General features: G+C 72.4%; 16 protein-coding genes and 1 pseudogene. 13 read left to right on the plus strand and 4 right to left on the minus strand.

Annotation, left to right across the window (positions count from 1 at the left end; all coding sequences use genetic code 11):
• Positions 1–28 precede the first annotated feature (28 nt).
• From ACGF3A_RS13465 to ACGF3A_RS13475, 3 genes are all read left to right on the plus strand, one after another.
• Positions 29–781 carry a DUF6879 family protein gene (locus ACGF3A_RS13465; RefSeq protein WP_393729012.1) on the plus strand — a complete coding sequence of 251 codons (753 nt, stop codon included), beginning with the start codon at positions 29–31 and terminating at the stop codon, positions 779–781.
• Between the two features lie 20 nt (positions 782–801).
• Positions 802–1,659 (plus strand): helix-turn-helix domain-containing protein, encoded by an 858-nt coding sequence (locus tag ACGF3A_RS13470; RefSeq protein ID WP_393729014.1) that lies wholly within the window; start codon positions 802–804, stop codon positions 1,657–1,659.
• A gap of 97 nt (positions 1,660–1,756) precedes the next feature.
• On the plus strand, positions 1,757–4,591 hold the full coding sequence (locus ACGF3A_RS13475) for an FAD-binding and (Fe-S)-binding domain-containing protein (RefSeq protein ID WP_393729016.1): 2,835 nt from the start codon (positions 1,757–1,759) through the stop codon (positions 4,589–4,591).
• 270 nt (positions 4,592–4,861) lie between these two features.
• Here the strand turns inward: ACGF3A_RS13475 and ACGF3A_RS13480 are convergent.
• Together ACGF3A_RS13480 and ACGF3A_RS13485 are read right to left on the minus strand one after the other, a co-directional pair.
• Positions 4,862–5,473 (minus strand): annotated as a pseudogene (locus ACGF3A_RS13480) (dioxygenase); the annotation flags it as partial.
• Positions 5,474–5,625: 152 nt separating this feature from the next.
• Complete coding sequence (locus ACGF3A_RS13485; RefSeq protein ID WP_393729129.1) at positions 5,626–6,534, minus strand: AraC family transcriptional regulator; 909 nt, start codon at positions 6,532–6,534, stop codon at positions 5,626–5,628.
• A 228-nt stretch (positions 6,535–6,762) separates the two neighbouring features.
• Here ACGF3A_RS13485 and ACGF3A_RS13490 point away from each other — a divergent pair, with 228 nt between their 5' ends.
• The 7 genes from ACGF3A_RS13490 to ACGF3A_RS13520 all read left to right on the plus strand — a co-directional run bounded on the left by ACGF3A_RS13490 (position 6,763) and on the right by ACGF3A_RS13520 (position 16,156).
• Positions 6,763–7,566, plus strand: coding sequence for a TIGR03084 family metal-binding protein (locus ACGF3A_RS13490; protein WP_393729017.1), 804 nt, complete (start codon positions 6,763–6,765; stop codon positions 7,564–7,566).
• On the plus strand, positions 7,563–9,320 hold the full coding sequence (locus ACGF3A_RS13495) for an acyclic terpene utilization AtuA family protein (RefSeq protein WP_393729018.1): 1,758 nt from the start codon (positions 7,563–7,565) through the stop codon (positions 9,318–9,320). Before ACGF3A_RS13490 ends, ACGF3A_RS13495 begins: the two co-directional genes overlap by 4 nt.
• Complete coding sequence (locus ACGF3A_RS13500) at positions 9,308–10,912, plus strand: acyl-CoA carboxylase subunit beta (protein WP_393729020.1); 1,605 nt, start codon at positions 9,308–9,310, stop codon at positions 10,910–10,912. The genes ACGF3A_RS13495 and ACGF3A_RS13500 overlap by 13 nt, the downstream gene beginning before the upstream one ends.
• A 35-nt stretch (positions 10,913–10,947) precedes the next feature.
• Positions 10,948–12,852, plus strand: coding sequence for a biotin carboxylase N-terminal domain-containing protein (locus ACGF3A_RS13505; protein ID WP_393729022.1), 1,905 nt, complete (start codon positions 10,948–10,950; stop codon positions 12,850–12,852).
• Positions 12,853–13,468: 616 nt separating this feature from the next.
• Positions 13,469–14,644 (plus strand): acyl-CoA dehydrogenase family protein, encoded by a 1,176-nt coding sequence (locus ACGF3A_RS13510; RefSeq protein ID WP_393729024.1) that lies wholly within the window; start codon positions 13,469–13,471, stop codon positions 14,642–14,644.
• The gene (locus tag ACGF3A_RS13515; RefSeq protein WP_393729026.1) at positions 14,644–15,402 is read left to right on the plus strand and encodes an enoyl-CoA hydratase family protein; all 759 of its coding nucleotides are present in this window, start codon (positions 14,644–14,646) and stop codon (positions 15,400–15,402) included. Before ACGF3A_RS13510 ends, ACGF3A_RS13515 begins: the two co-directional genes overlap by 1 nt.
• A 160-nt stretch (positions 15,403–15,562) precedes the next feature.
• A complete protein-coding gene (locus ACGF3A_RS13520; RefSeq protein WP_393729028.1) occupies positions 15,563–16,156 on the plus strand; it encodes a TetR/AcrR family transcriptional regulator in 594 nt (197 codons plus the stop codon).
• A 12-nt stretch (positions 16,157–16,168) separates the two neighbouring features.
• Here the strand turns inward: ACGF3A_RS13520 and ACGF3A_RS13525 are convergent, their stop codons facing one another.
• Positions 16,169–16,771 carry a TetR/AcrR family transcriptional regulator gene (locus ACGF3A_RS13525; RefSeq protein ID WP_393729030.1) on the minus strand — a complete coding sequence of 201 codons (603 nt, stop codon included), beginning with the start codon at positions 16,769–16,771 and terminating at the stop codon, positions 16,169–16,171.
• A gap of 106 nt (positions 16,772–16,877) precedes the next feature.
• Between ACGF3A_RS13525 and ACGF3A_RS13530 the strand changes: the two genes are divergently transcribed.
• Both ACGF3A_RS13530 and ACGF3A_RS13535 read left to right on the plus strand, forming a co-directional pair.
• A complete protein-coding gene (locus ACGF3A_RS13530; RefSeq protein ID WP_393729032.1) occupies positions 16,878–17,663 on the plus strand; it encodes an MBL fold metallo-hydrolase in 786 nt (261 codons plus the stop codon).
• 183 nt (positions 17,664–17,846) lie between these two features.
• Positions 17,847–19,391, plus strand: coding sequence for a sodium:solute symporter family protein (locus ACGF3A_RS13535; RefSeq protein WP_393729034.1), 1,545 nt, complete (start codon positions 17,847–17,849; stop codon positions 19,389–19,391).
• A 65-nt stretch (positions 19,392–19,456) separates the two neighbouring features.
• On the opposite strand, the gene ACGF3A_RS13540 is transcribed toward ACGF3A_RS13535, so the two are convergent.
• Entirely contained in the window at positions 19,457–20,554 is a 1,098-nt protein-coding gene (locus ACGF3A_RS13540) for a citrate synthase 2 (protein ID WP_393729036.1), read from the minus strand.
• 307 nt (positions 20,555–20,861) lie between these two features.
• Here ACGF3A_RS13540 and pdxH point away from each other — a divergent pair, with 307 nt between their 5' ends.
• Positions 20,862–21,494: a pyridoxamine 5'-phosphate oxidase gene (gene pdxH, locus ACGF3A_RS13545; RefSeq protein ID WP_393729131.1), complete on the plus strand. Its 633-nt coding sequence runs from the start codon at positions 20,862–20,864 to the stop codon at positions 21,492–21,494.
• Positions 21,495–21,582: the final 88 nt, after the last annotated feature.

The following is a 21,582-nucleotide window of genomic DNA, read 5'->3' on the forward strand; positions in this document are numbered from 1 at the left end:
AAGCGGTGGACGAGCGAGAGGCGATCGCATGGCGCGCAGGCTGCGTTTCAACGGGACGGGTAGCGGGGACGACGGGTGTCCTTCCGTGCACGAGGATCTGGACAGCGGGGAGGTGATCGTCCATGGACCCCCGCTCACCGATCCGGACGATATGGCGAAACTGCAGCGCCTGGCAGAGGGCGAGGTCGCGGTCGTCGTGCCACGTGAGCTTCTGGTGGACTGGGCGCCGAAGGACTCGACGCGACAGGCGCGGATCATCGATCTGAAGGAGTTCGGTGATCTCTTCCGCACGTTCGAGCACTCGACGTGGCGGCTGGAGACCCGCCGCCGATATGCCAGCGACGAAGCGACGGAGAGCTATCGGCAGTTCGTGGAGTCCGGAGCTGCCGCTTGGGATCCCGACCGACGGTACCCCCGGCTGATCCGCTCGCAGACCGAGCAGGGCAAGCGGGTGGAACGGGTACGGATCGTGGATGAGCCACCGACTGTCGGCCAGCTCTATCTGCTCGACAACGCGAAGCACAACAGCACCTTCGGTGAGGACATCCGCAATCTGTCGCGGGAAGAGGCCGACCGGTTGAGGCTCCCCGCCGAGGACTTCTGGCTGTTCGACGGCCGGCTGGTGGCTCTCCTGCGGTTCGATGACGACGATCAGCTTCTCGACGTGGAGCTGATCACGGAACCCGCCGAGGTGGTGCGGTACTCCATGGTCCGGGAAGCGGCGTGGCACCACGCGGTGCCGCACGAGGAGTTCGCCGCAGGGCTGGACAAGAACGAGTAGGAGGGCGCAGAACTGTACCGGTGAGCACGGATTACCAGAAGGCCCGGGAGGACCTGGGGCGACGTCTCAGAGAACTCCGCGTGGAGAGCCCTCTCGGCAGTCTCACCGGTACGGAATTGGCGGAACGGCTCGGCTGGCCTCAGTCGAAGGTCAGCAAGCTGGAGAACGGCAGACAGACGCCCACGTCCGGAGACCTCCGGGCGTGGGCAGAGGCCACGGGGCATGCCGGGGCGTTCGCCGAGCTGCATGGCCGGTTGAAGGGCTTTGAGTCGCACATCCGCTCATGGCGACGGCAGCTCGCGGCAGGCCACCGACCGGTGCAGGACACGTGGAAAACGCTGGTTGACGACTCCAGCACGCTGCACAAGTGGGCCAGTTTCGCGGTAGACGGGATGCTCCAGACCGCTGACTACGCCCGCCACATCTTCGAGCACTATGCGGCGCTCCACTGTTCTCCCCGCGACACAGAAGACGCGGTACGGGCCCGCATGAGGCGGCAAGAATGGCTCTACCAGCCGGGCAACCAGCTGAACGTGCTGATCTGGGAGGGAGCGTTGCGTGCCCGCGTGGCGCCCGCTCCTGTGCTGGCCGCGCAGCTCGACCGTCTGTCGGGTGTCGTGGGCATGGACACCGTGTGCCTGGGGATCGTGCCGCAGGACGCGGAGCTCGCACTGCCTCCGGGGAACTCGTTCCGGGTCATTGACCAACGACTGGTCGTCGTAGAGGACTGGCACGCCGAGCTGTGGATCGATGACGCCGACAGTGTCGCGACCTACCGGCGGGTCTGGGAGACGTTCCACGCCTCGGCCGTGTTCGGCGCGGAGGCGCAGCACGTGATCACCCAGGTGCGTCGCGGTATCGAACGGGGATCCGCCTGAACGGGGGCGGCAATGTGCCGTATCGGTAGGGCTGTTAGGGCGACTCGTCCGAACCGTAGTGATCGCGTACGGCCCCTTCAGGATGCACCCTGTCCCCATGGCACAGGCACAGGCAGAGGATGTGGCGCGGGCCCTGCGCGGCGTGGTGCGGGGCGAGGTCGAGTTCGACACGGCCAGTCGGGCGCTGGTCACGATGGACGCCTCCAATTATCGGCGCGTACCGCTGGGCGTGGTGGCGCCGAGGGACGCCGACGACGTGGCCGCCACGCTGGCGGTGTGCCGGGAGCGGGGCGTGCCCGTGGTCGCGCGAGGGGCCGGGACGTCGATTGCCGGGCAGGCGACCGGCGTCGGGGTCGTCCTCGACTTCACGCGGCACATGCGGGCGATCCAGGAGATCGACCCGGAGGCGCGGACCGCCGTCGTGCAGCCCGGCGTGATCCTCGACGAGCTGCGGAACGCCGCCGGGGCGTACGGGCTCACGTTCGGGCCCGATCCGTCCACCCACAGCCGGTGCACGCTCGGCGGGATGATCGGCAACAACTCGTGCGGCTCCCACTCCGTCGCCTGGGGCACGACCGCCGACAACGTGAGCGCGCTGGACGTGCTGACGTACGGGGGTGAGCGTGCCCGGCTCGCGGCGGGCGGCGAGGGGGTGCCGGGGCGGTTGCGCGAGGGGGCGGCGGCACTCGTGCAGGGTGAGTTGGCGCGGCTGCGCACCGGGTTTCCCGAGCTGCCGCGCCGTATCTCGGGGTACGCGCTGGACGAGCTGCTGCCCGAGAAGGGTGAGGACTGGGCCCGTGCCTTCACCGGCAGCGAGGGCACGCTGGGGGTGCTGACCGCGGCGACCGTCAAGCTCGTGCCCGTGCCGGGCGCGCGGGTGCTGGCCGTGCTCGGGTACGCGGACGAGAGCGCGGCGGCCGAGGCGGCGGCCGGACTGCTGCCGTACGGCCCGCTCACCGTCGAGGGCATGGCCAACGATCTCGTGAGCGACGCGGCCCGGGCCTCGCTGCCCAGGGGCGGCGCCTGGCTCTTCGTCGAGGTCGGCGGGGACGACCCGACGCACGCGCGGGCCAACGCTGAAGACCTGTGCCGGGCCGCGCGCGAGGGGACCACGGACCACTCCCTGGTCACGGACCCGGGCGCGCAGCGCTCGCTGTGGCGGGTGCGTGAGGACGCCTCCGGGACGGCCACGCGGATGCCGGACGGCGCGGAGGCCTGGCCCGGGTGGGAGGACTGCGCGGTGCCGCCGGCGCGGCTCGGCGCGTATCTGAAGGACTTCCGCGGGCTGCTGCGCGAGTACGGGCTGCGCGGGCTGCCGTACGGGCACTTCGGGGACGGCTGCATCCACGTCCGTATCGACTTCGATCTGCTGGGCGAGGCGGGGATCCAGAAGTTCCGCGACTTCTCCTACGACCTGGCAGACGTCGTCGTCGCGCACGGCGGCTCCCTCTCCGGCGAGCACGGGGACGGGCAGGCGCGCGCCGAGCTGCTGCCGAAGATGTACGGCGACGAGATGATCGGCCTCTTCAACCGCTTCAAGGACCTGTGGGACCCGAAGGGCGGGCTCAACCCCGGGATGCTGGTGCGGCCCGACCGTATCGACCAGAACCTGCGCTTCGAGCCGCTGGCCCGGCGCGGGCCCGTCGACGTCGAGTTCGGCTATCCGCACGACGGCGGGGACTTCTCGGCGGCCGTACGGCGCTGCGTGGGCGTCGCCAAGTGCCGTACGGAGTCGGCGCCCGGCGCCTCCGTGATGTGTCCGTCCTTCCGCGCGACCGGCGAGGAGAAGCACTCCACGCGCGGGCGCGCGCGGCTGCTGCACGAGATGCTCGCGGGCGAGGTGGTGACCGACGGCTGGCAGTCGGAGGAGGTGCGCGACGCGCTCGACCTGTGCCTGTCCTGCAAGGGCTGCCGCACGGACTGCCCGGTGGGCGTGGACATGGCCACGTACAAGGCCGAGTTCATGCACCACCACTACGAGGGGAAGCGCCGCCCCATGGCGCACTACTCGATGGGGTGGCTGCCCGAGTGGCTGCGGCTCGGCGCGGCGACCCGCGCGGTGCCGCTGCTGAACGCGGGCGCGCGGATCGGCCCGCTCGCCGCCGTCGCCAAGAAGCTCGGCGGGATCGCGCCCGAGCGCGACATCCCGGCGCTGCCGCGTACGCCGTTCACGCGCTGGTGGCGCAAGCAGAGCGACAGGGACCGGGGTCCGGAGGACGGGCAGCGGATCGTGCTGTGGCCGGACACCTTCACGAACTACCTGTCGCCGGAGGCCGGTTCGGCGGCGGTGGAGGTGTTCAGGGACGCGGGGCTGCGGATCGCCGTGCCGCCGAAGCAGGTGTGCTGCGGCCTGACGTACGTCTCCACGGGCCAGCTCGACCGCGCCCGTACGGTCATGCGCCGCACCCTCGACCACATCGAGCCCGCGCTCGACGCGGGGCTGCCGGTCGCCGTGCTCGAACCGCCGTGCGCGGCGGCGCTCAAGACGGACGTGCCCGAGCTGCTCGGCGACGACCCGCGCGCGGCCCGCCTCGCCGCGTCCGTACGTACGTTCGCGCAGGTCCTGGAGGAGTACGCGCCGGACTGGACGCCGCCGAGGCTGGACCGGCCGGTCGCCGGTCAGACCCACTGCCATCAGCACGCCGTGATCGGGGAGGCATCCGAGAAGCGGCTGCGTGAACGGGCGGGACTGACCGGCGAGCTGAGCGGCGGCTGCTGCGGCCTGGCGGGCAACTTCGGCTTCGAGGACGGGCACTACGAGGTCTCGGCGGCCTGCGCCGAGGACCAGCTCCTTCCCGCCGTCCGTTCGGCCGCGCCCGGCACGGAGCTTCTTGCTGACGGGTACTCGTGTCGGACCCAGCTCGAACAGTTGGGCGGCGTCCGGAGCCGCCACCTCGCGGAAGTCTTGGCCGAAGCCCTGAAAACCCCCTGAGACCCCTCGCCCCCGCACCCCTGAAGGAGCTCACCTACTTCTCCTTAAGGGGCGCGGGGAACTGCGCGACAAGCCACGACGCGGCCGCAGCCCGCGAATCACGGCCCGGGGCACCCCGGGCGCGGCCCCGTTGCGCGGGGCACCCGGCGCAGGGGGCTGCGCTTGCCAACCCTGCGCCTTGCGCAGACTTCCCAAGCACAGTGGGGCGAAGGGAGAAGCCCAGGCCTGCCAAGCGCTGTGGGGCGGAGGGAGAAGCCAGGCTTCGGGCTAGACGTTCAGGACGAAGTCGAAGCTGGCCTGGTAGCCGGAGCCGACCGGCTGGACCGTCATCAGGAGACGGGCGTCGAAGATCGGGTCCGTCTGGTTCCTGGGCTCGCCCGGGAAGTAGAGCTGGGTGGTGAGGACGGGCCGGTTCGGCGCCTGCAGCTTGACGTGCAGGTGCCGGGTGCGCCCCGGATAGAGCCCGGGCCGCAGAGTGGTGAGCTTGAAGCTGCCGTCGGCGCCCGTGAACTGGTGGCCGCGGAAGCGGTAGCCCACGTTGTCGTACGCGCCGTTCGCATCGGCCTGCCACCAGTCCAGCAGGACGTTGGCGAGCGGCTTGCAGCCCACGCTGAAGACGTAGCCGCTGACGCTGAGCGGGCGTCCGGGCGCGCCCGGCGGCACGATCGAGTCCCGCTTCGGGGAGTTGGGCTTGAAGTAGGGGCCCTCCATCTGCGGCGGGGTCGGATCGTCGCCGTCGTCGCAGGTCGGAGTGGCCTCCAGCGGCTTGCGGTCCGCGACCTTGTCGCGGGCCAGCGCGGGGGTCGCGGCGGCGCCCGCGCCCAGCAGGACGGCGGCGGGCGCGGCGGCCATGGCGGCTCTCAGCACGCTCTTACGGGTCATGCCGCGCTTGGCGGAGCCGTCCGGGGTCTCGCGGGGGGTCTCTTCGGGGGTCTCGTCCACGGTGCTTTCCTCGCTCTCCTGGGGTGGGGGAAGTGCGGGGCGGGACGCGTCCGGCCCTCAGGGGGTGCTCTGTGGGCCCGGTGGCTGCGACGTTACGGGCGGGGTGTGCCGTGGTCGATGGACGGAGCGCGGGGAGCGTGGTGATTTCCGTCGGCCCTGCGGCGGAACTCGCCGGGGCTCGTGCCGGTCTCGCGGCGGAAGAAGCGGCAGAAGTACGCCGGGTCCGCGAAGCCCACCTCGCGCGCGACCTTCCCCACGGTCAGCGCCGTACCGGCGAGCAGCCGCTTGGCCTCCAGCACCTGCGCGTGCCGGATGAGCCGGCCGGGGGTGCGGCCCGTCGACTCGCGGACGGCGGCCGTCAGATGGCCGACCGAGACGCCGAGCTCGGCCGCGCACGTACGGACGGAGAGTTCGGCGGCGGCGCCGGGCCGGGCGAGCAGCCGTACGAACTCCGCGGCGACGGCGGCGGTCCTGCCCACCGGCTCGGGCGCGCTGGCCGGGTCGCCGGGCGGCGCTGCGGGCGGCAGCCGTGCCGCCTCGGCCAGCAGGATGTGGAGATACGCCTGGAGCACGGAGACCATGTCGTGCTGCTGCTCCGCGTACTCCTCGCGCATCCGCGCCAGCAGCCCGTCCACGCGGTGCGCGGCGCGGCCCGTGAGCGGGAGGGAGGGGGCGTCGCCGAGGCGCCGTAACCGGTCGCGGTCGCCGGGGTGCGCGAGGAGGAAGGCGTCCTCGAACAGCACGACGACGCCCTGGAGTCCGGTGACCCGCTCCCAGTGGTGCACCTGGCCCGGCGTGATGAAGCACAGGTGCGGCGGCGCGAGCGGCCAGCGGCGCAGGTCGATCACGTGGGAGCCGGTGCCCTGGGTGACGTAGGCGATCTCGTGGAACGTGTGCCGGTGCGGGAAGGACGCGCGCGAGAGCGGCCCGATCGAGTCGAACGAGCCGATGGCGAAGGGCAGCACCTGCGGTGCGGGCACGTCCAGCTGGTGCAGCGGCATGGTGGGGGCGGCGCTGGTCACGGTCGCTCCTCCGTCCTTCCCCGATCCTCGTTCCTCTGGACTAGGCCAATCCTTTGCATACCGTTGACCTCCCGTGCCGTCAACGTCTCCTGGGGAGCCGCGACTTCGATTTATGCAAGCACGCTTGCTTGTTTTTGGGATCGCTGTCACTCTCGATCCGCACGCGGCTTGTTGACGTGACGTCCACGAAGGACCTGAAGGAGCGGCATGCCTGACGCGGCGGTATCGCACGAGGTGTTCGACGACATGCGGGCGGAGGGCGAGGAACTGGAGGCCGTCGTGGCCGGGCTCTCCGCCAAGGAGTGGGCCCTCCCGACACCGGCCGCCGGGTGGACCGTCGCGCACCAGATCGCCCATCTCGCCTGGACCGACGAACGGGCGCTGCTCGCGGCCACCGACGCGGAGGGCTTCCAGCGGGAGACCGAGCGCCTCATGGCGCGGGAGGACCCGATGGGGTTCGTCGACGACGCCGCCGAGGAGGGCGCCCAGGCGCAGCCCGGCGCGCTGCTCGGCCGCTGGCGCACCAGCCGCGCCGAGCTGCTGGGCGCGCTGGCCGCGCAGCCGTCCGGGGCCCGGATGCCCTGGTACGGGCTGCCGATGAGCGCGCCCGGCATGGCCACCGCGCGGATCATGGAGATGTGGGCGCACGGCCGCGACGTGACCGACGCGCTCGGCGTCCCCCACCCCGTCACGGACCGGCTGCGGCACGTCGTCCGCATCGGCGTCAGGGCGCGGGACTACGCGTACGCGGTGCGCGGCCTGGAGCCGCCCGCCGAGCCGTTCCGCGTGGAGGTGACGGGACCGGCGGGCCAGGTGTGGACCCACGGGTCCGAGGACGCGGCGCAGCGCGTGACCGGGGACGCCGTCGACTTCTGCCTCCTGGTCACCCAGCGCCTGCACCGCGACGACGCGGACGTACGCGCCGAGGGCGAGGAGGCCGAGCGCTGGCTCGGCATCGCGCAGTCCTTCGCGGGAACGCCGGGCGCCGGGCGGGAGCGGAAGAAGCCGTGACGCCCACGCCCACGGCCACGGACGGCGTGCTGCGCGTCGGGAACGCCTCCGGCTTCTACGGCGACCGCTTCGGCGCGGTCCGCGAGATGCTCACCGGCGGGCCCCTCGACGTCCTCACCGGCGACTACCTCGCCGAGCTGACCATGCTCATCCTCGGCCGCGACCGGCTGAAGGACCCCGCGCGGGGGTACGCGAAGACGTTCCTGCGGCAGCTGGAGGAGGGGCTCGGGCTCGCGCGCGAGAGGGGCGTCACGCTCGTCACGAACGCGGGCGGGCTCAACCCGGCAGGGCTCGCCGACGCCGTACGGGAGTTGAGCGAGCGCGTGGGCGTACCCGCGCGCGTGGCGCACGTCGAGGGCGACGACCTGCTGGCGCGCGGGGGCTGGGGCGAGGGCGTGCTCACGGCCAACGCGTACCTGGGCGGCGCGGGCGTCGCCGCGTGCCTGCGCGCGGGCGCCGACGTGGTCGTCACCGGGCGCGTCACGGACGCCGCGCTGGTGAGTGGGGCCGCCGCCGCGCGCTTCGGCTGGGCCGAGGACGACTGGGATGCGCTCGCCGGAGCCGTCGTCGCGGGCCACGTCCTGGAGTGCGGCACCCAGGCGACGGGCGGCAACTACGCCCTCTTCGCGGAAGAGGCCATCGACGTACGCCACCCCGGTTTCCCCCTCGCGGAGATCCGGGCCGACGGCTCCTCTGTGATCACCAAGCACCCCGGAACGGGCGGCGCCGTCACCGTCGGCACGGTCACGGCCCAGCTCCTCTACGAGACGACGGGCGCGCGCTACCCGGGCCCCGACGTCACCGCCCGGCTCGACACCGTACGGCTGACGCAGGACGGGCCGGACCGTGTCCGCGTCGAGGGCGTACGGGGCGAACCCCGCCCGGAGACGCTGAAGGTGGGCCTCACCCGGCTCGGGGGCTTCCGGAACGAGGTCACGTTCGTGCTCACCGGACTCGGCGTCGAGGAGAAGGCCGCGCTGGTCCGGGAGCAGATGGAGGCGGCGCTGGCCAAGGCCCGGCCGGAGCACGTGCGCTGGACCCTCGCCCGTACGGACCGGGCCGACGCCGGGTCGGAGGAGGAGGCCAGCGCGCTGCTGCGGCTCGTCGTCCGCGACCCGGACCAGGAAGCGGTGGGGCGCGCGCTGTCCGGCGCCGCGATCGAGCTGGCCCTCGCGAGCTACCCGGGCTTCCATGTGACGGCACCGCCGGGGAAGGGCGCGCCGTACGGGGTGTTCGAGGCGGCGTTCGTCCCGGCGACGGAGGTCCCGCATGTCGCGGTGCTGCCGGACGGGGCACGGGTGGACGTGTCCTGGACCGCCGAACCGGACGGGGACCACGAGCCCGTACGGGCGCTCCGGCCGATGAGAACGGCCTGCTTCGGGCTCGGGGACGCACCCGGAGGGAAGACGCGCGCCGTCCCCCTCGGGCACGTCCTCGGCGCCCGCAGCGGCGACAAGGGGGGCAGCGCCAACATCGGGGTCTGGGCGCGGGACCAGGACCCGGACGTATGGGAGTGGATGGAGGCGGAGCTGACCGCCGACCGGCTGCGCGCGCTGCTCCCGGAGGCGGCGGCGCTGGACGTCACGCGGCACGTGCTGCCCCACCTGCGGGCCCTCAACTTCGTGGTCGACGGGATCCTCGGCGAGGGCGTCGCCTCGCAGGCCCGGTTCGATCCGCAGGGCAAGGCGCTGGGGGAGTGGCTGAGGTCGCGGCACATGGAGATACCGGAGGAGCTGCTGAAGTGGCCGAGGTGAGGACCGCACTGGACACGGCGGGAGCCGCGTACGCGCGCAACCGCGAGGAGATGCTCGGCAAGCTCGACGAGCTGGACACCGAGCAGGCGAAGGCGGTCGCGGGCGGCGGCGAGAAGTACGTCGAGCGGCACCGCGGACGCGGCAAGCTGCTGGCGCGGGAGCGGATCGAGCTGCTGCTCGACCCGGACACGCCGTTCCTGGAGCTGTCGCCGCTCGCGGCGTGGGGCAGCGACTACACGGTGGGCGCCTCGCTGGTGACCGGCATCGGCACCGTCGAGGGCGTCGAGTGCCTGATCACGGCGAACGACCCGACCGTACGCGGCGGGGCCAGCAACCCGTGGACGCTGAAGAAGGCGCTGCGCGCCAACGAGATCGCCTACGCGAACCGGCTGCCCTGCATCGCGCTCGTGGAGTCCGGCGGCGCCGATCTGCCCAGCCAGAAGGAGATCTTCATCCCCGGCGGGGCGCTCTTCCGGGACATCACGCGGCTGTCGGAGGCCGGGATCCCGACGCTCGCCGTCGTCTTCGGCAACTCGACCGCCGGAGGCGCGTACATCCCCGGGATGTCCGACCACGTGATCATGGTGAAGGAGCGCGCGAAGGTCTTCCTCGGCGGCCCGCCGCTGGTCAAGATGGCGACCGGCGAGGAGGCCGACGACGAGGAGCTGGGCGGCGCCGAGATGCACGCCCGTACCTCGGGCCTCGCCGACTACTTCGCGCAGGACGAGCCGGACGCGCTGCGCCAGGCCCGCCGCGTCGTCGCCCGCCTCAACTGGCGCAAGGCGCACGCGGACCCGGTGGCCACGGACGTACGGGAGCCGCTGCACGACCCCGAGGAGCTGCTCGGCATCGTCCCCGGGGACCTCAAGGCGCCGTTCGACCCGCGCGAGGTGATCGCGCGGATCGTCGACGGCTCGGACTTCGACGAGTTCAAGCCGCTGTACGGGGCGAGCCTGGTGACCGGATGGGCCTCGCTGCACGGCTATCCGCTGGGCATCCTGGCCAACGCGCAGGGCGTGCTCTTCAGCGAGGAGTCGCAGAAGGCCACCCAGTTCATCCAGCTCGCCAACCAGCGCGACATCCCGCTCCTCTTCCTGCACAACACCACCGGCTACATGGTCGGCACGGAGTACGAGCAGGGCGGCATCGTCAAGCACGGCTCGATGATGATCAACGCCGTCTCGAACTCGAAGGTGCCCCATCTGTCCGTGCTGATGGGCGCGAGCTACGGCGCCGGGCACTACGGCATGTGCGGCCGGGCCTACGACCCCCGCTTCCTCTTCGCCTGGCCCAGCGCCAAGTCCGCGGTCATGGGCCCGCAGCAGCTCGCGGGCGTGCTGTCGATCGTCATGCGGGAGTCGGCGGCGGCCAAGGGCAAGCCGTTCGACGAGGAGGCGGACGCCGGGCTGCGGGCCATGGTCGAGCAGCAGATCGAGAGCGAGTCGCTGCCGATGTTCCTGTCCGGGCGGCTCTACGACGACGGCGTCATCGACCCGCGCGACACGCGCACCGTGCTCGGGCTGTGCCTGTCCGCGATCCACACCGCGCCCGTCGAGGGCGCGCGCGGCGGCTTCGGCATCTTCCGGATGTGATCTGAAATGACGGGACTTGTGAAGGGGACTGGGACGTGATCACTTCTGTACTGGTCGCCAACCGCGGGGAGATCGCGCGCCGCGTCTTCCGTACGTGCCGCGACCTGGGCCTTTCCACCGTGGCCGTCGCCTCCGACGCCGACGAGGCGGACGGTGTCCCGCACGCGCGGGAGGCCGACGCCGCCGTACGGCTGCCGGGCGCCGCGCCCGCCGACACCTATCTGCGCGGCGACCTGATCGTGAAGGCCGCGCTCGCCGCGGGCGCCGACGCCGTCCACCCCGGCTACGGCTTCCTCTCCGAGAACGCGGACTTCGCGCGCGCCGTCGCGGACGCCGGGCTCGTCTGGATCGGGCCGCCGCCCGCCGCGATCGAGGCCATGGCCTCCAAGACGCGGGCGAAGCAGCTCATGGCCGGGGCGGGCGTGCCGGTCTTCGCACCGCTGGAAGATCCGGGGGAGTCCGACCTGCCGCTGCTCGTGAAGGCGGCGGCGGGCGGCGGTGGACGCGGCATGCGCGTCGTACGCGAACTCGCCCTGCTGGAACGCGAGATCGAATCCGCGCGCGCGGAGGCGGCCTCCGCCTTCGGGGACGGCGAGGTATTCGTCGAGCCGTACGCCGAGCGGGCGCGCCACGTCGAGGTCCAGGTCCTGGCGGACACCCACGGCACGGTCTGGGCGCTCGGCACCCGCGACTGCTCGCTCCAGCGCCGCCACCAGAAGGTCATCGAGGAGGCCCCGGCGCCGGGGCTCGGCGAGGCCCTGACCGGTGTCCTGTGCGAGGCCGCCGTCGCGGCGGCGCGCGCGGTGGGGTACGTGGGTGCGGGCACCGTCGAGTTCCTGGTCTCCGCCGAGGGCCGCCCGTACTTCCTGGAGATGAACACCCGCCTCCAGGTCGAACACCCCGTCACCGAGTGCGTCCACGGCCTCGACCTCGTCGCCTGGCAGCTGCGGATAGCGGAGGGCACGGCGCTGGATTCGGACGGCCCGCCGCCCGCGCGCGGCCACGCCGTCGAGGCCCGCCTCTACGCGGAGGACCCCGCGCGCGGCTGGCGCCCACAGACGGGGACGGTGCTGCGGCTCGACGTGCCCGACTCCGTGCGTACGGACAGCGGCGTCGAGGCGGGCACCGAGGTCGGCGTCCACTACGACCCGATGCTCGCCAAGGTCGTCGCCCACGCGCCCACGCGCGAGGAGGCCGTACGGAAGCTCGCGCGGGCACTGGACGGGGCCCGCGTCCACGGTCCGGAGACGAACCGTTCCCTGCTCGTACGGTCGCTCCGGCACGCGGAGTTCATGGCCGGACGCGTGGACACCGGCTTCTACGACCGCCACCTGCCCTTGCTGACGGCAGCGGAGGAGGACGACTCCCTCCCGCTGCTGGCGGCGGCCCTGGCGGAGGCGGCCCGGAACGCGGCCCCGCGGGTGGGCGGCTGGCGCAACGTGGTCTCCCAGCCGTGCACGAAGCGCTTCCGGTGTGAGCCGGAGGGCGCGGAACGCACTGTCCGGTACCGCTGGGAGAGGGGTGGCGCCCTGACGCCCGTGGATCTGCCGGGGGTACGGGTGGTGAGCGCCTCCGGTGCGCTGGTCGTCCTCGAAGCGGAGGGGGTGCGGCGTGCGTTCGCCGTCTCGGCCTACGGGGCCCGCGTCCATGTCGACTCCCCCCTCGGCGCCCACGCCTTCACGGCCCTCCCCCTCCTCCGCGAACCGGAATCCACCCTCGCGCCCGGCTCCCTGGTGGCCCCGATGCCGGGAACGGTGGTGAGGGTGGCCGAGGGCCTCGCTCCGGGCTCCCCGGTGACCGCGGGCCAGCCTCTGCTCTGGCTGGAGGCCATGAAAATGGAGCACGAAGTGGTGGCGCCGACAGAGGGGTTGCTCTCTTCTCTGGCCGTGAAGGTCGGCCAACAGGTCGCCTCCGGCGCGGTCCTGGCCGTCGTGACATGACCGCCCCCCGACCTGCCCCTCGCACTGCTTCACGGGCTGCCGCCGCGTCGTGGCTCGTCGCGCAGTTCCCCGCGCCCCAGACGGGGCACGTCCGCTTCGCCCTCCCGCGAAGCTCGGCAGGCCAGCTGTGCTTGGGCCGCGCGCCGCGCTGGGAGAGGGCTGCTCTGCTTCTCCCTCGACCCCACTGTGCTTGGGAAGTCTGCGCAAGGCGCAGGGTTGGCAAGCGCAGCCCCCCACGCCGGGTGCCCCGGTGCAAGAGCCGGGTTCGGGTTGCCCCGGGCTGTGGTTCGCGGGCTGCCGCCGCGTCGTGGCTTGTCGCGCAGTTCCCCGCGCCCCTAGGGAGAAGGGGCAAGCCCCGATGTGTTGTGACCGGGCGCGCCCACGCGGCGGAGCCGCAAAACAAACTCAGCCCCGCGCCCCTAGGGAGAAGGGGCAAGCCCCGATGTGTTGTGACCGGGCGCGCCCGCGCGGCGGAGCCGCAAAACAAGCACAGCCCCGCGCCCCTTGGGGAGAAGGGGCAAGCCCCGATGCGTCGTGACCCCCGTGCCCCTGGAGGGGCAAGCCCCGATGTCAGGTGCGGTGCCACTCGATCCCCGTGAAAAATGGAGGTTCAGCCATGTCGGAGAGTAAGCCCCTCCTCGAAGCACAGGAGTTGCAGGACCTACGCCAAGCAGTCGCCGCGCTCGGCGTTCGTTACGGCCGGGAATACTTCGCGCGTGTCGTCGACGAGGGCAGGCACACCGATGAGCTGTGGGCGGAAGCCGCCAAGCTGGGGTACCTCGGGGTGAACCTCCCCGAGGAGTACGGCGGCGGAGGCGGCGGCATCGCCGAGCTCGCGATCGTGCTCGAAGAGCTGGGCGCGGCGGGCTGCCCCCTGCTCATGATGGTCGTGTCGCCGGCGATCTGCGGCACGGTGATAGCCCGTTTCGGGACCGAGGAGCAGAAGAGGGAGTGGCTGCCCGGACTCGCGGACGGCACCCGGAAGATGGCGTTCGGGATCACCGAGCCGGACGCCGGTTCGAACTCGCACCGCATCACGACCACCGCCCGTCGCGACCCGGAGACCGGCGACTGGATACTGACCGGCCGCAAGGTGTTCGTGTCCGGCGTGGACATCGCCGAGGCGACGCTGATCGTCGGCCGTACGGAGGACGCCCGTACGGGCAAGCTCAAGCCCTGTCTCTTCATGGTCCCCCGCGAAGCGCCAGGCTTCGGGCGGCGCATGATCGACATGGAGATCGCCGCCCCGGAGAAGCAGTTCGAACTGACGCTGGACGACGTACGGCTGCCCCCGGAGGCCCTCGTGGGCGACGAGGACGCCGGGCTGCTCCAGCTCTTCGCCGGGCTCAACCCGGAGCGGATCATGACGGCCGCCTTCTCCCTCGGGATGGCGCGGCACGCGCTCGGCAAGGCCCTGGAGTACGCCCGTACGCGGCAGGTGTGGAAGGAGCCCATCGGCGCGCACCAGGCGATCGCGCACCCCCTCGCGCAGGCGCACATCGAGATCGAGCTGGCCCGGCTGATGATGATGAAGGCCGCGCATCTTTACGACGCGGGCGACGACGTGGGCGCGGGCGAGGCCGCGAACATGGCGAAGTACGCGGCGGGCGAGGCCTGCGTGAAGGCCGTCGACCAGGCCGTGCACACGCTGGGCGGCAACGGCCTGACCAGGGAGTACGGGCTCGCCCAGATGATCACGGCGGCCCGCGTGGCCCGTATCGCGCCGGTCAGCAGGGAGATGATCCTCAACTACGTCTCCCACCAGTCCCTCGGCCTCCCCAAGTCGTACTGATGGGCGGCCTGGTACGGCGCGAGAGCGGGGACGGCGTCACGACGCTCACCCTCGACTCGCCGCACAACCGGAACGCGCTCTCCGCACGCCTCGTCGCCGAGCTGTACGAGGCGTTGGGGGAGGCGGAGGAGGACGGCGACGCCCGCGCCGTCGTGCTCGCGCACACCGGCAACACGTTCTGCGCGGGCGCCGATCTGAGCGAGCCCCTGGAGGGGGACGGCCCGCGCGGCCTCGCGCGGCTGCTGCGTACGGTCGTGGCGTTCCCCAAACCGGTCGTCGCGCGCGTCACCGGGCACGTGCGCGCGGGCGGCACCGGGCTGCTCGCGGCGTGCGACATCGCGGTGGCGGGGCCGGGCGCGACGTTCGCGTTCACGGAGGCGCGGATCGGGGTGGCGCCCGCGGTGATCTCGATGCCGGTGCTGCCGCGTATCGACGCCCGGGCCGCCGCCCGTTACTACCTCACCGGGGAGCGCTTCGGGCCTCAGGAGGCGGCCCGTATCGGGCTGGTGACGCTGGCCGCCGAGGACCCGGACGCCGCGCTCGTGCCCGTCCTCGACGGGCTGCGGCGCGGCTCCCCGCAGGGCCTCGCGGAGTCGAAACGGCTGGTCACCCGGGAGGTGCTGGACGCCTTCGACCGGGACACGGATACCCTCGCCGAGCTGTCAGCGCGGCTCTTCGCGTCCGAGGAGGCGCGCGAGGGCATGACCGCCTTCCTCGAACGACGGGACCCCGCATGGCTCCACCCGCCCACCCCCTGAACGCGCGCGGCGCGGCCCCCAAGCAGGACCGCAGCCGCGCCACCCGGCAGCGGCTGCTGGAGTCGGCCGTTCTGTGTTCTTCCGGGGGCAACCCCCGGACCCCCGGCCGGACCGGGCGCCCCGGCGTGACCCCGGGCAGCTTCGTGGCGGGTGAGGTCCGGTGAACGTCACCCGCGGCGCGGCCCCCAAGCAGGACCGCAGCCGCGCCACCCGGCAGCGGCTGCTGGAGTCGGCCGTGACGTGCCTGGCCGAGCACGGCTGGTCGGGCAGTACGGTCACGGTCGTCGCCGAGCACGCCGGGGTCTCGCGCGGCGCGGCGCAGCACCATTTCCCCACGCGCGAGGACCTGTTCACGGCCGCCGTCGAGTACGTCGCGGAGGAACGGTCGCGGGTGCTGCGGGAGGCGGTGCGGCCGGGGTGCTCGGCGTACGAGGCCGTCGAGACCCTGGTCGGCCTCTACACCGGGCCCCTCTTCCGGGCCGCGCTGCACCTGTGGGTCGCCGCGTCGAACGAGCCGCAGCTCGGGCCTCGGGTGACCGCGCTGGAGGCCCGTATCGGGCGGGAGACGCACCGGATGGCGGTCGAGCTCCTCGGCGCGGACGAGCGGAAGCCCGGCGTCCGGGAGACCGTGCAGGGGCTGCTCGACATGGCGCGCGGGCTGGGCCTCGCCAATCTGCTGACGGACGACAGCGCGCGACGGGCCCGCGTGGTCGCGCAGTGGGCGACGCTGGTGGAGGCGGCCCTCGCGGAGTGAGGGGGCAGCGGGTCAGCGCTGGGCCAGCGCCCGTTCGATCGCACGGCGGGCCCGGTCCACGGCCGCCGCGTCGTGCTGGAGCTGCATGGCCGCGTTCAGCGCCAGCCCGGCGGCGACGATCTCGAACAGCGCCTGGTCGACGTCGAACCCGGCGGGCAGCTCCCCGCCGTCCACCGCAGCGGCCAGGTCGGCGCGCAGCCGGCCCCGCCAGCGCGACCACACCTCGGCCACCGCGTCGCGCACCCGGCCGGGGCGGCCGTCGTACTCGGAGAGCGCGGCGGTCATGAGGCAGCCGCCGGGCAGCAGGGGCTCCGCCAGGTAGTCCACGGAGTTGGCGCACACGGCGCGCAGCCGCCGCAGGCCCGGCGGTTCGGCCAGCGCGGGTTCGACCACCCGGTGCCAGAAGTCCACGAACGCCTTGTCCAGCGTGGAGATCTGCAGCGTCTCCTTGGTGCCGAAGTGCTTGTGCACCCCGGACTTGCTCATCCCCAGCTCGTCGGCGAGGCGGCCGATGGTGATGCCGTCGAGCCCTTCCTCGGAGGCGATCTCCGCCGCGCGGCCGAGGATCCGGCCCCTGGTGAGCAGCGCTTCGGCCGCCGAGCGTCGTGGTGACATGCGAGAAGGATAGCGTACGGGCGTTCTCTATTGCCTTGGAGAACGCTCGTACGCTAAATTCCGCGGCAGTCACAGGAGTCAGGAACCATGAGCGAAGGAGTGCGGGATGCGCGTACGACGGCTGGGCTGGGCCGGGGTGGAGGTCGAGGCGGGCGGCGGTGAGCGGCTGTTGATCGACCATGTGCGGGACCTCTCGCCGCTGTTCACGGGGTGGACGTCCGGCGAGGGGCTGGTGGCGCCGGACGGGCGGGCCGGTCTCGCGCTCGTCACCCACCTGCACCGGGACCACACCGACGCGGCGGCGCTCGCGGAGGCGCTGACACCGGGGGCGCCGGTGCTGCGCCCGGCGCCCGGCCACGGCGACGACGTGGACAACGCGACGACGCTCCTGGCCGAGAAGGAACTCGTCCAGCACGGGCTGGCCGCCGAGACCGTGGACGTCTGGTCCACCCGCGAGGAGGGGCCGTTCCGCGTCACCGCCGTCCCGGCCGTCGACGGGCTGGGCGACCCGCAGGTGAACTGGGTGGTGGAGGCCGACGGGCAGCGGGTCTTCCACGGCGGCGACACGATGTTCCACGGCTACTGGTGGCTGGTCGCGCGCCGGTTCAGCCCGTTCGACGCGGTGTTCCTGCCCGCCAACGGCGCGGTGGTCGACGCGCCGCACCTCCAGCCGCCGAGCCCGCTGCCCGCCGCACTCGACCCGGAACAGGCCGCCGCTGCCGCGGAGATCCTCGACGCCCGCCACGCGGTGCCGGTCCACTACGCGCCGGAGCAGCCGGAGAAGATCGCGGGCTACGCCGAGGTCCCCGACCCGGAGGGCGAGTTCCGCGCGCACGCCGGGCGGCGCGCACGCGTGCTGGCCGTGGGGGAGTGGCTGGACCTGACCGCCTGAACGCCCGCAACTGCCGTACTGCCCCTTCTGGTTCGTATCCGACACGGATGTGAACCGGAAGGGGCTTTTCTTGTGCGCTTCGCCGTGTGCGCAGTCTTGACGCTCCTATAGGGCGCTCCTAGTGTGACGGCGATTGTTCAGCGAGCTGGCACGAGTTCATATGGATGAACCAGAGGAGCCGCCATGTCCGGTCTGGACTGGGTCGTCGTCGGCGCGTACTTCTGCGTCATGATCGGGATCGGCCTGTGGTCGACGAAACGCATCGAGAACGTCGCTGACTTCTTCACCGCGCGCGGCCGCATCCCGTGGTGGCTCTCCGGCATCTCGCACCACATGTCCGGCTACAGCGCGATCATGTTCGTGACCTTCGCGGCCGTCGCCTACGACTACGGGATCACCGTCTACTTCTGGTGGCCCCTCACCATCGGGCTCGGGGTCGGCGTCGGCGCCTTCCTCTTCGCCCCGCGCTGGAACAGACTGCGGGCCAAGCACGACGTCAAGTCGCCGCTGGAGTACCTCGCGGTCCGCTACAACCTCCCCACCCAGCAGGTCCTGGCCTACAGCGGCGCGGCCCTCAAGGTCGTGGACATCGCGGCGAAGTGGGTCGCGATCGCCGTCCTGCTCAAGGGCTTCGCGGACATACCGCTGGAGTGGGGGATCATCCTCACCGGCGTCTGCACGATGTTCTACATGGCGTTCGGCGGGCTGTGGGCCGATGTCCTCACGGACTTCGGGCAGTTCGTCATCCAGGCCGTCGCGGGCCTCGCGATGCTCGTCGCCGTCATGGCGCACCTGAGCGGCGTCTCCACCCTGTGGACCATGTGGGGCGACCTCCCCGAGAGCCACGGCGACCCGGTCAACGGCAGCGTCACCACCGGCCTGATCATGGCGTTCCTGCTCGTGAAGACCTTCGAGTACAACGGCGGCATGTGGAACCTGGCGCAGCGCTACATGTCCGCGCCCTCCGGTTCACGGGCGAAGAAGTCGGCCCTGCTCTCCAGCGCCCTGTGGCTGATCTGGCCGCTGATCCTCTTCATCCCGATGATCGCCGCACCCCTGATCGTCCCCGGCCTGGAGAACGGCGAGGAGTCCTACATCAAGCTCGCGCAGGAACTCCTGCCCACGGGCCTCATCGGACTGCTGCTGGCGGGCTTCTTCTCCCACACGATGGCGATGGTCGCCTCCGACTCCAACGTCATCACCGCGGTCATCACCCGCGACCTCGCGCCCGTCCTCTTCCCCAGGCTGCGCCGCCTCACCGAGCGCCGCGAACTGCTCTTCGCCCGCATCACGACGGTCGCCTTCGTCACCGTGAGCATGGGCTTCGCGCTCTTCAGCGACCCCGACGGCTTCATCATGACGGTGGTCGTCAGCATCGTCGCGGCCACCATGGGCCCGATCTCCATCCCGCTGATGCTGGGGCTCCTGCCCTGGTTCAAACGGAACGGCGCCTGGGCCGCGATCGGCTCCTGGGCGGGCGGCCTCGCGGTCTGGTCGTACCTCTACTGGGGCGTCCCCGACGCGGACGTCACCGAGGCGATGACGGTCGGCTGGCCGCTGCTCACCTCGCTGGTGCTGTACGTGGTGATCGGCCTGGTCAAACCGGAGGGCTCCGTCGAGGGCGACGCCCTCGTCGACTCCCTGGGGACCGACCCCGAGCCCGACGGGCACGCGGGAGAGGCCGCGCCGCCCGTCGCGGAGGAGGCGCCCACCTCGCCCACGAGGTGAGACGCCGCAGGCCGGGGCGGCGCCGGGTGGGGCGGCGCCGCCCCACCCGCCCCTTCGCGGTGCGCTCAGCCCTGCTCCACGTACCCCTCGATCTCACGGGGGTCGCGGGGCGCGGGCCCCACGTACCGGGCCGACGGCCGGACCAGTCGGCCCGTCCGCTTCTGCTCCAGGATGTGCGCCGACCATCCGGCCGTACGGGCGCAGGTGAACATCGACGTGAACATGTGCGCCGGGACCTCGGCGAAGTCGAGCACGATCGCCGCCCAGAACTCGACGTTCGTCTCCAGCACCCGGTCCGGACGCCGCTCCCGCAGCTCCGTGAGGGCCGCCCGCTCCAGCGCCTCGGCGACCTCGAAGCGGGGCGCGCCCAGCTCCTTCGCCGTACGCCGCAGCACCCGCGCCCGGGGGTCCTCCGCGCGGTACACGCGGTGCCCGAAGCCCATGAGGCGCTCGCCCTGGTCGAGCTGGCGCTTGACGTAGGCGCGGGCGTCGCCCGTGCGCTCGATCTCCTCGATCATGCCGAGCACCCGCGAGGGCGCGCCCCCGTGCAGCGGGCCCGACATGGCACCGACGGCGCCCGACAGGGAGGCGGCCACGTCGGCGCCCGTGGAGGCGATGACGCGGGCCGTGAACGTCGAGGCGTTCATGCCGTGCTCGGCGGCCGACGTCCAGTACGCGTCGACGGCCGCGACGTGGCGCGGGTCCGGCTCGCCGCGCCAGCGCCGCATGAAGCGCTCGACGATGGTGTCGGCCTTGTCGATCTCGCGCTGCGGCACCATCGGCACGCCCTGGCCGCGCGCGGACTGCGCCACGTAGGACAGCGCCATGACGGCGGCCCGCGCCAGGTCGTCGCGGGCGGTGCGCTCGTCGATGTCGAGCAGCGGCTTCAGGCCCCAGACGGGGGCGAGCATGGCCAGCGCGGACTGCACGTCGACGCGGACGTCACCGGAGTGGACGGGGATGGGGAAGGGCTCGGCGGGCGGCAGCCCGGGGTTGAAACCGCCGTCGACCAGGAGACCCCAGACGTTCCCGAAGGACACATGGCCCACCAGGTCCTCGATGTCCACGCCTCGATAGCGCAGCGCACCGCCTTCCTTGTCGGGCTCGGCGATCTCCGTCTCGAACGCGACGACTCCCTCAAGTCCGGGTACGAAATCGGACATAGTGGCGGCTCCCTCGTGAGTGCGGCTCCCTGGACCTGCCGTCTCCCCGGTCATGCCCGGTGCGGCCGGTCGTCACCCGCTGCGAGGTCGGGGCCGTGGTTCCGGTCCCCTCCTCGTACGGAGCGGTCACGATATCCGGTGCGGCCCGGAACCCACACCACCCCCACCTCTCCCGTCTCCGTTCCCGGCTCCGGGCAGACTGTCTGACCGCGCGGCGCCGGGATGCTGCAAGATTGGCGGCGTGCCTCACGCTGACCATGCTGACGACGCCGCAACCACCGCCCCCACCACCCTCGATCCGGCCTCGATGCGCGCCCACTACCGCGCGCGGGGCCTCGCGGAGAGCGACCTCGCGCCCGACCCGTACCAGCAGTTCACCCGCTGGTTCGAGCAGGCGGCCGACAGCGGCCTGCACGAGCCGAACGCCATGGTCGTCTCCACCGCCGACGCCGAGGGCCGCCCCAGCTCCCGCACGGTCCTGCTGAAGCAGTACGACGAGCGGGGCTTCGTCTTCTTCACCAACTACGCCTCCCGCAAGGGCCGCGAGCTGGAGGCGAACCCGTACGTCTCGCTGCTCTTCCCCTGGCACGACATCGCCCGCCAGGTCATCGTCTCCGGCACGGCCGAGCGGACCGGGCGCGACGAGACGGCCGCGTACTTCCGCACCCGCCCGCACGGCTCCCAGCTCGGCGCCTGGGCCAGCGAGCAGTCCGTGCCGGTCGCCTCCCGCGAGGAGCTGGACGCCGTGTACGCACGGCTGGCCGACCGCTATCCGGAGGGCGAGGACATCCCGGCACCCCCGCAGTGGGGCGGCTTCCGGGTCCGCCCGGAGACCGTCGAGTTCTGGCAGGGCCGAGAAAACCGCCTCCACGACCGCCTCCGCTACGCCCGTACGGACGCCACCGAAGCCAAGTGGACCGTGGAACGCCTCTCCCCCTAGGCAGTGTCTTCAAATGTCACGCCCACATCAGGAGCGAGGCGAGGGCGACGGCTGCCTGGTAGGACTCGGCCGTCTTGTCGTAGCGGGT

The organism is Streptomyces sp. NPDC048172, assembly GCF_043202595.1.
Classification (GTDB): domain Bacteria; phylum Actinomycetota; class Actinomycetes; order Streptomycetales; family Streptomycetaceae; genus Streptomyces.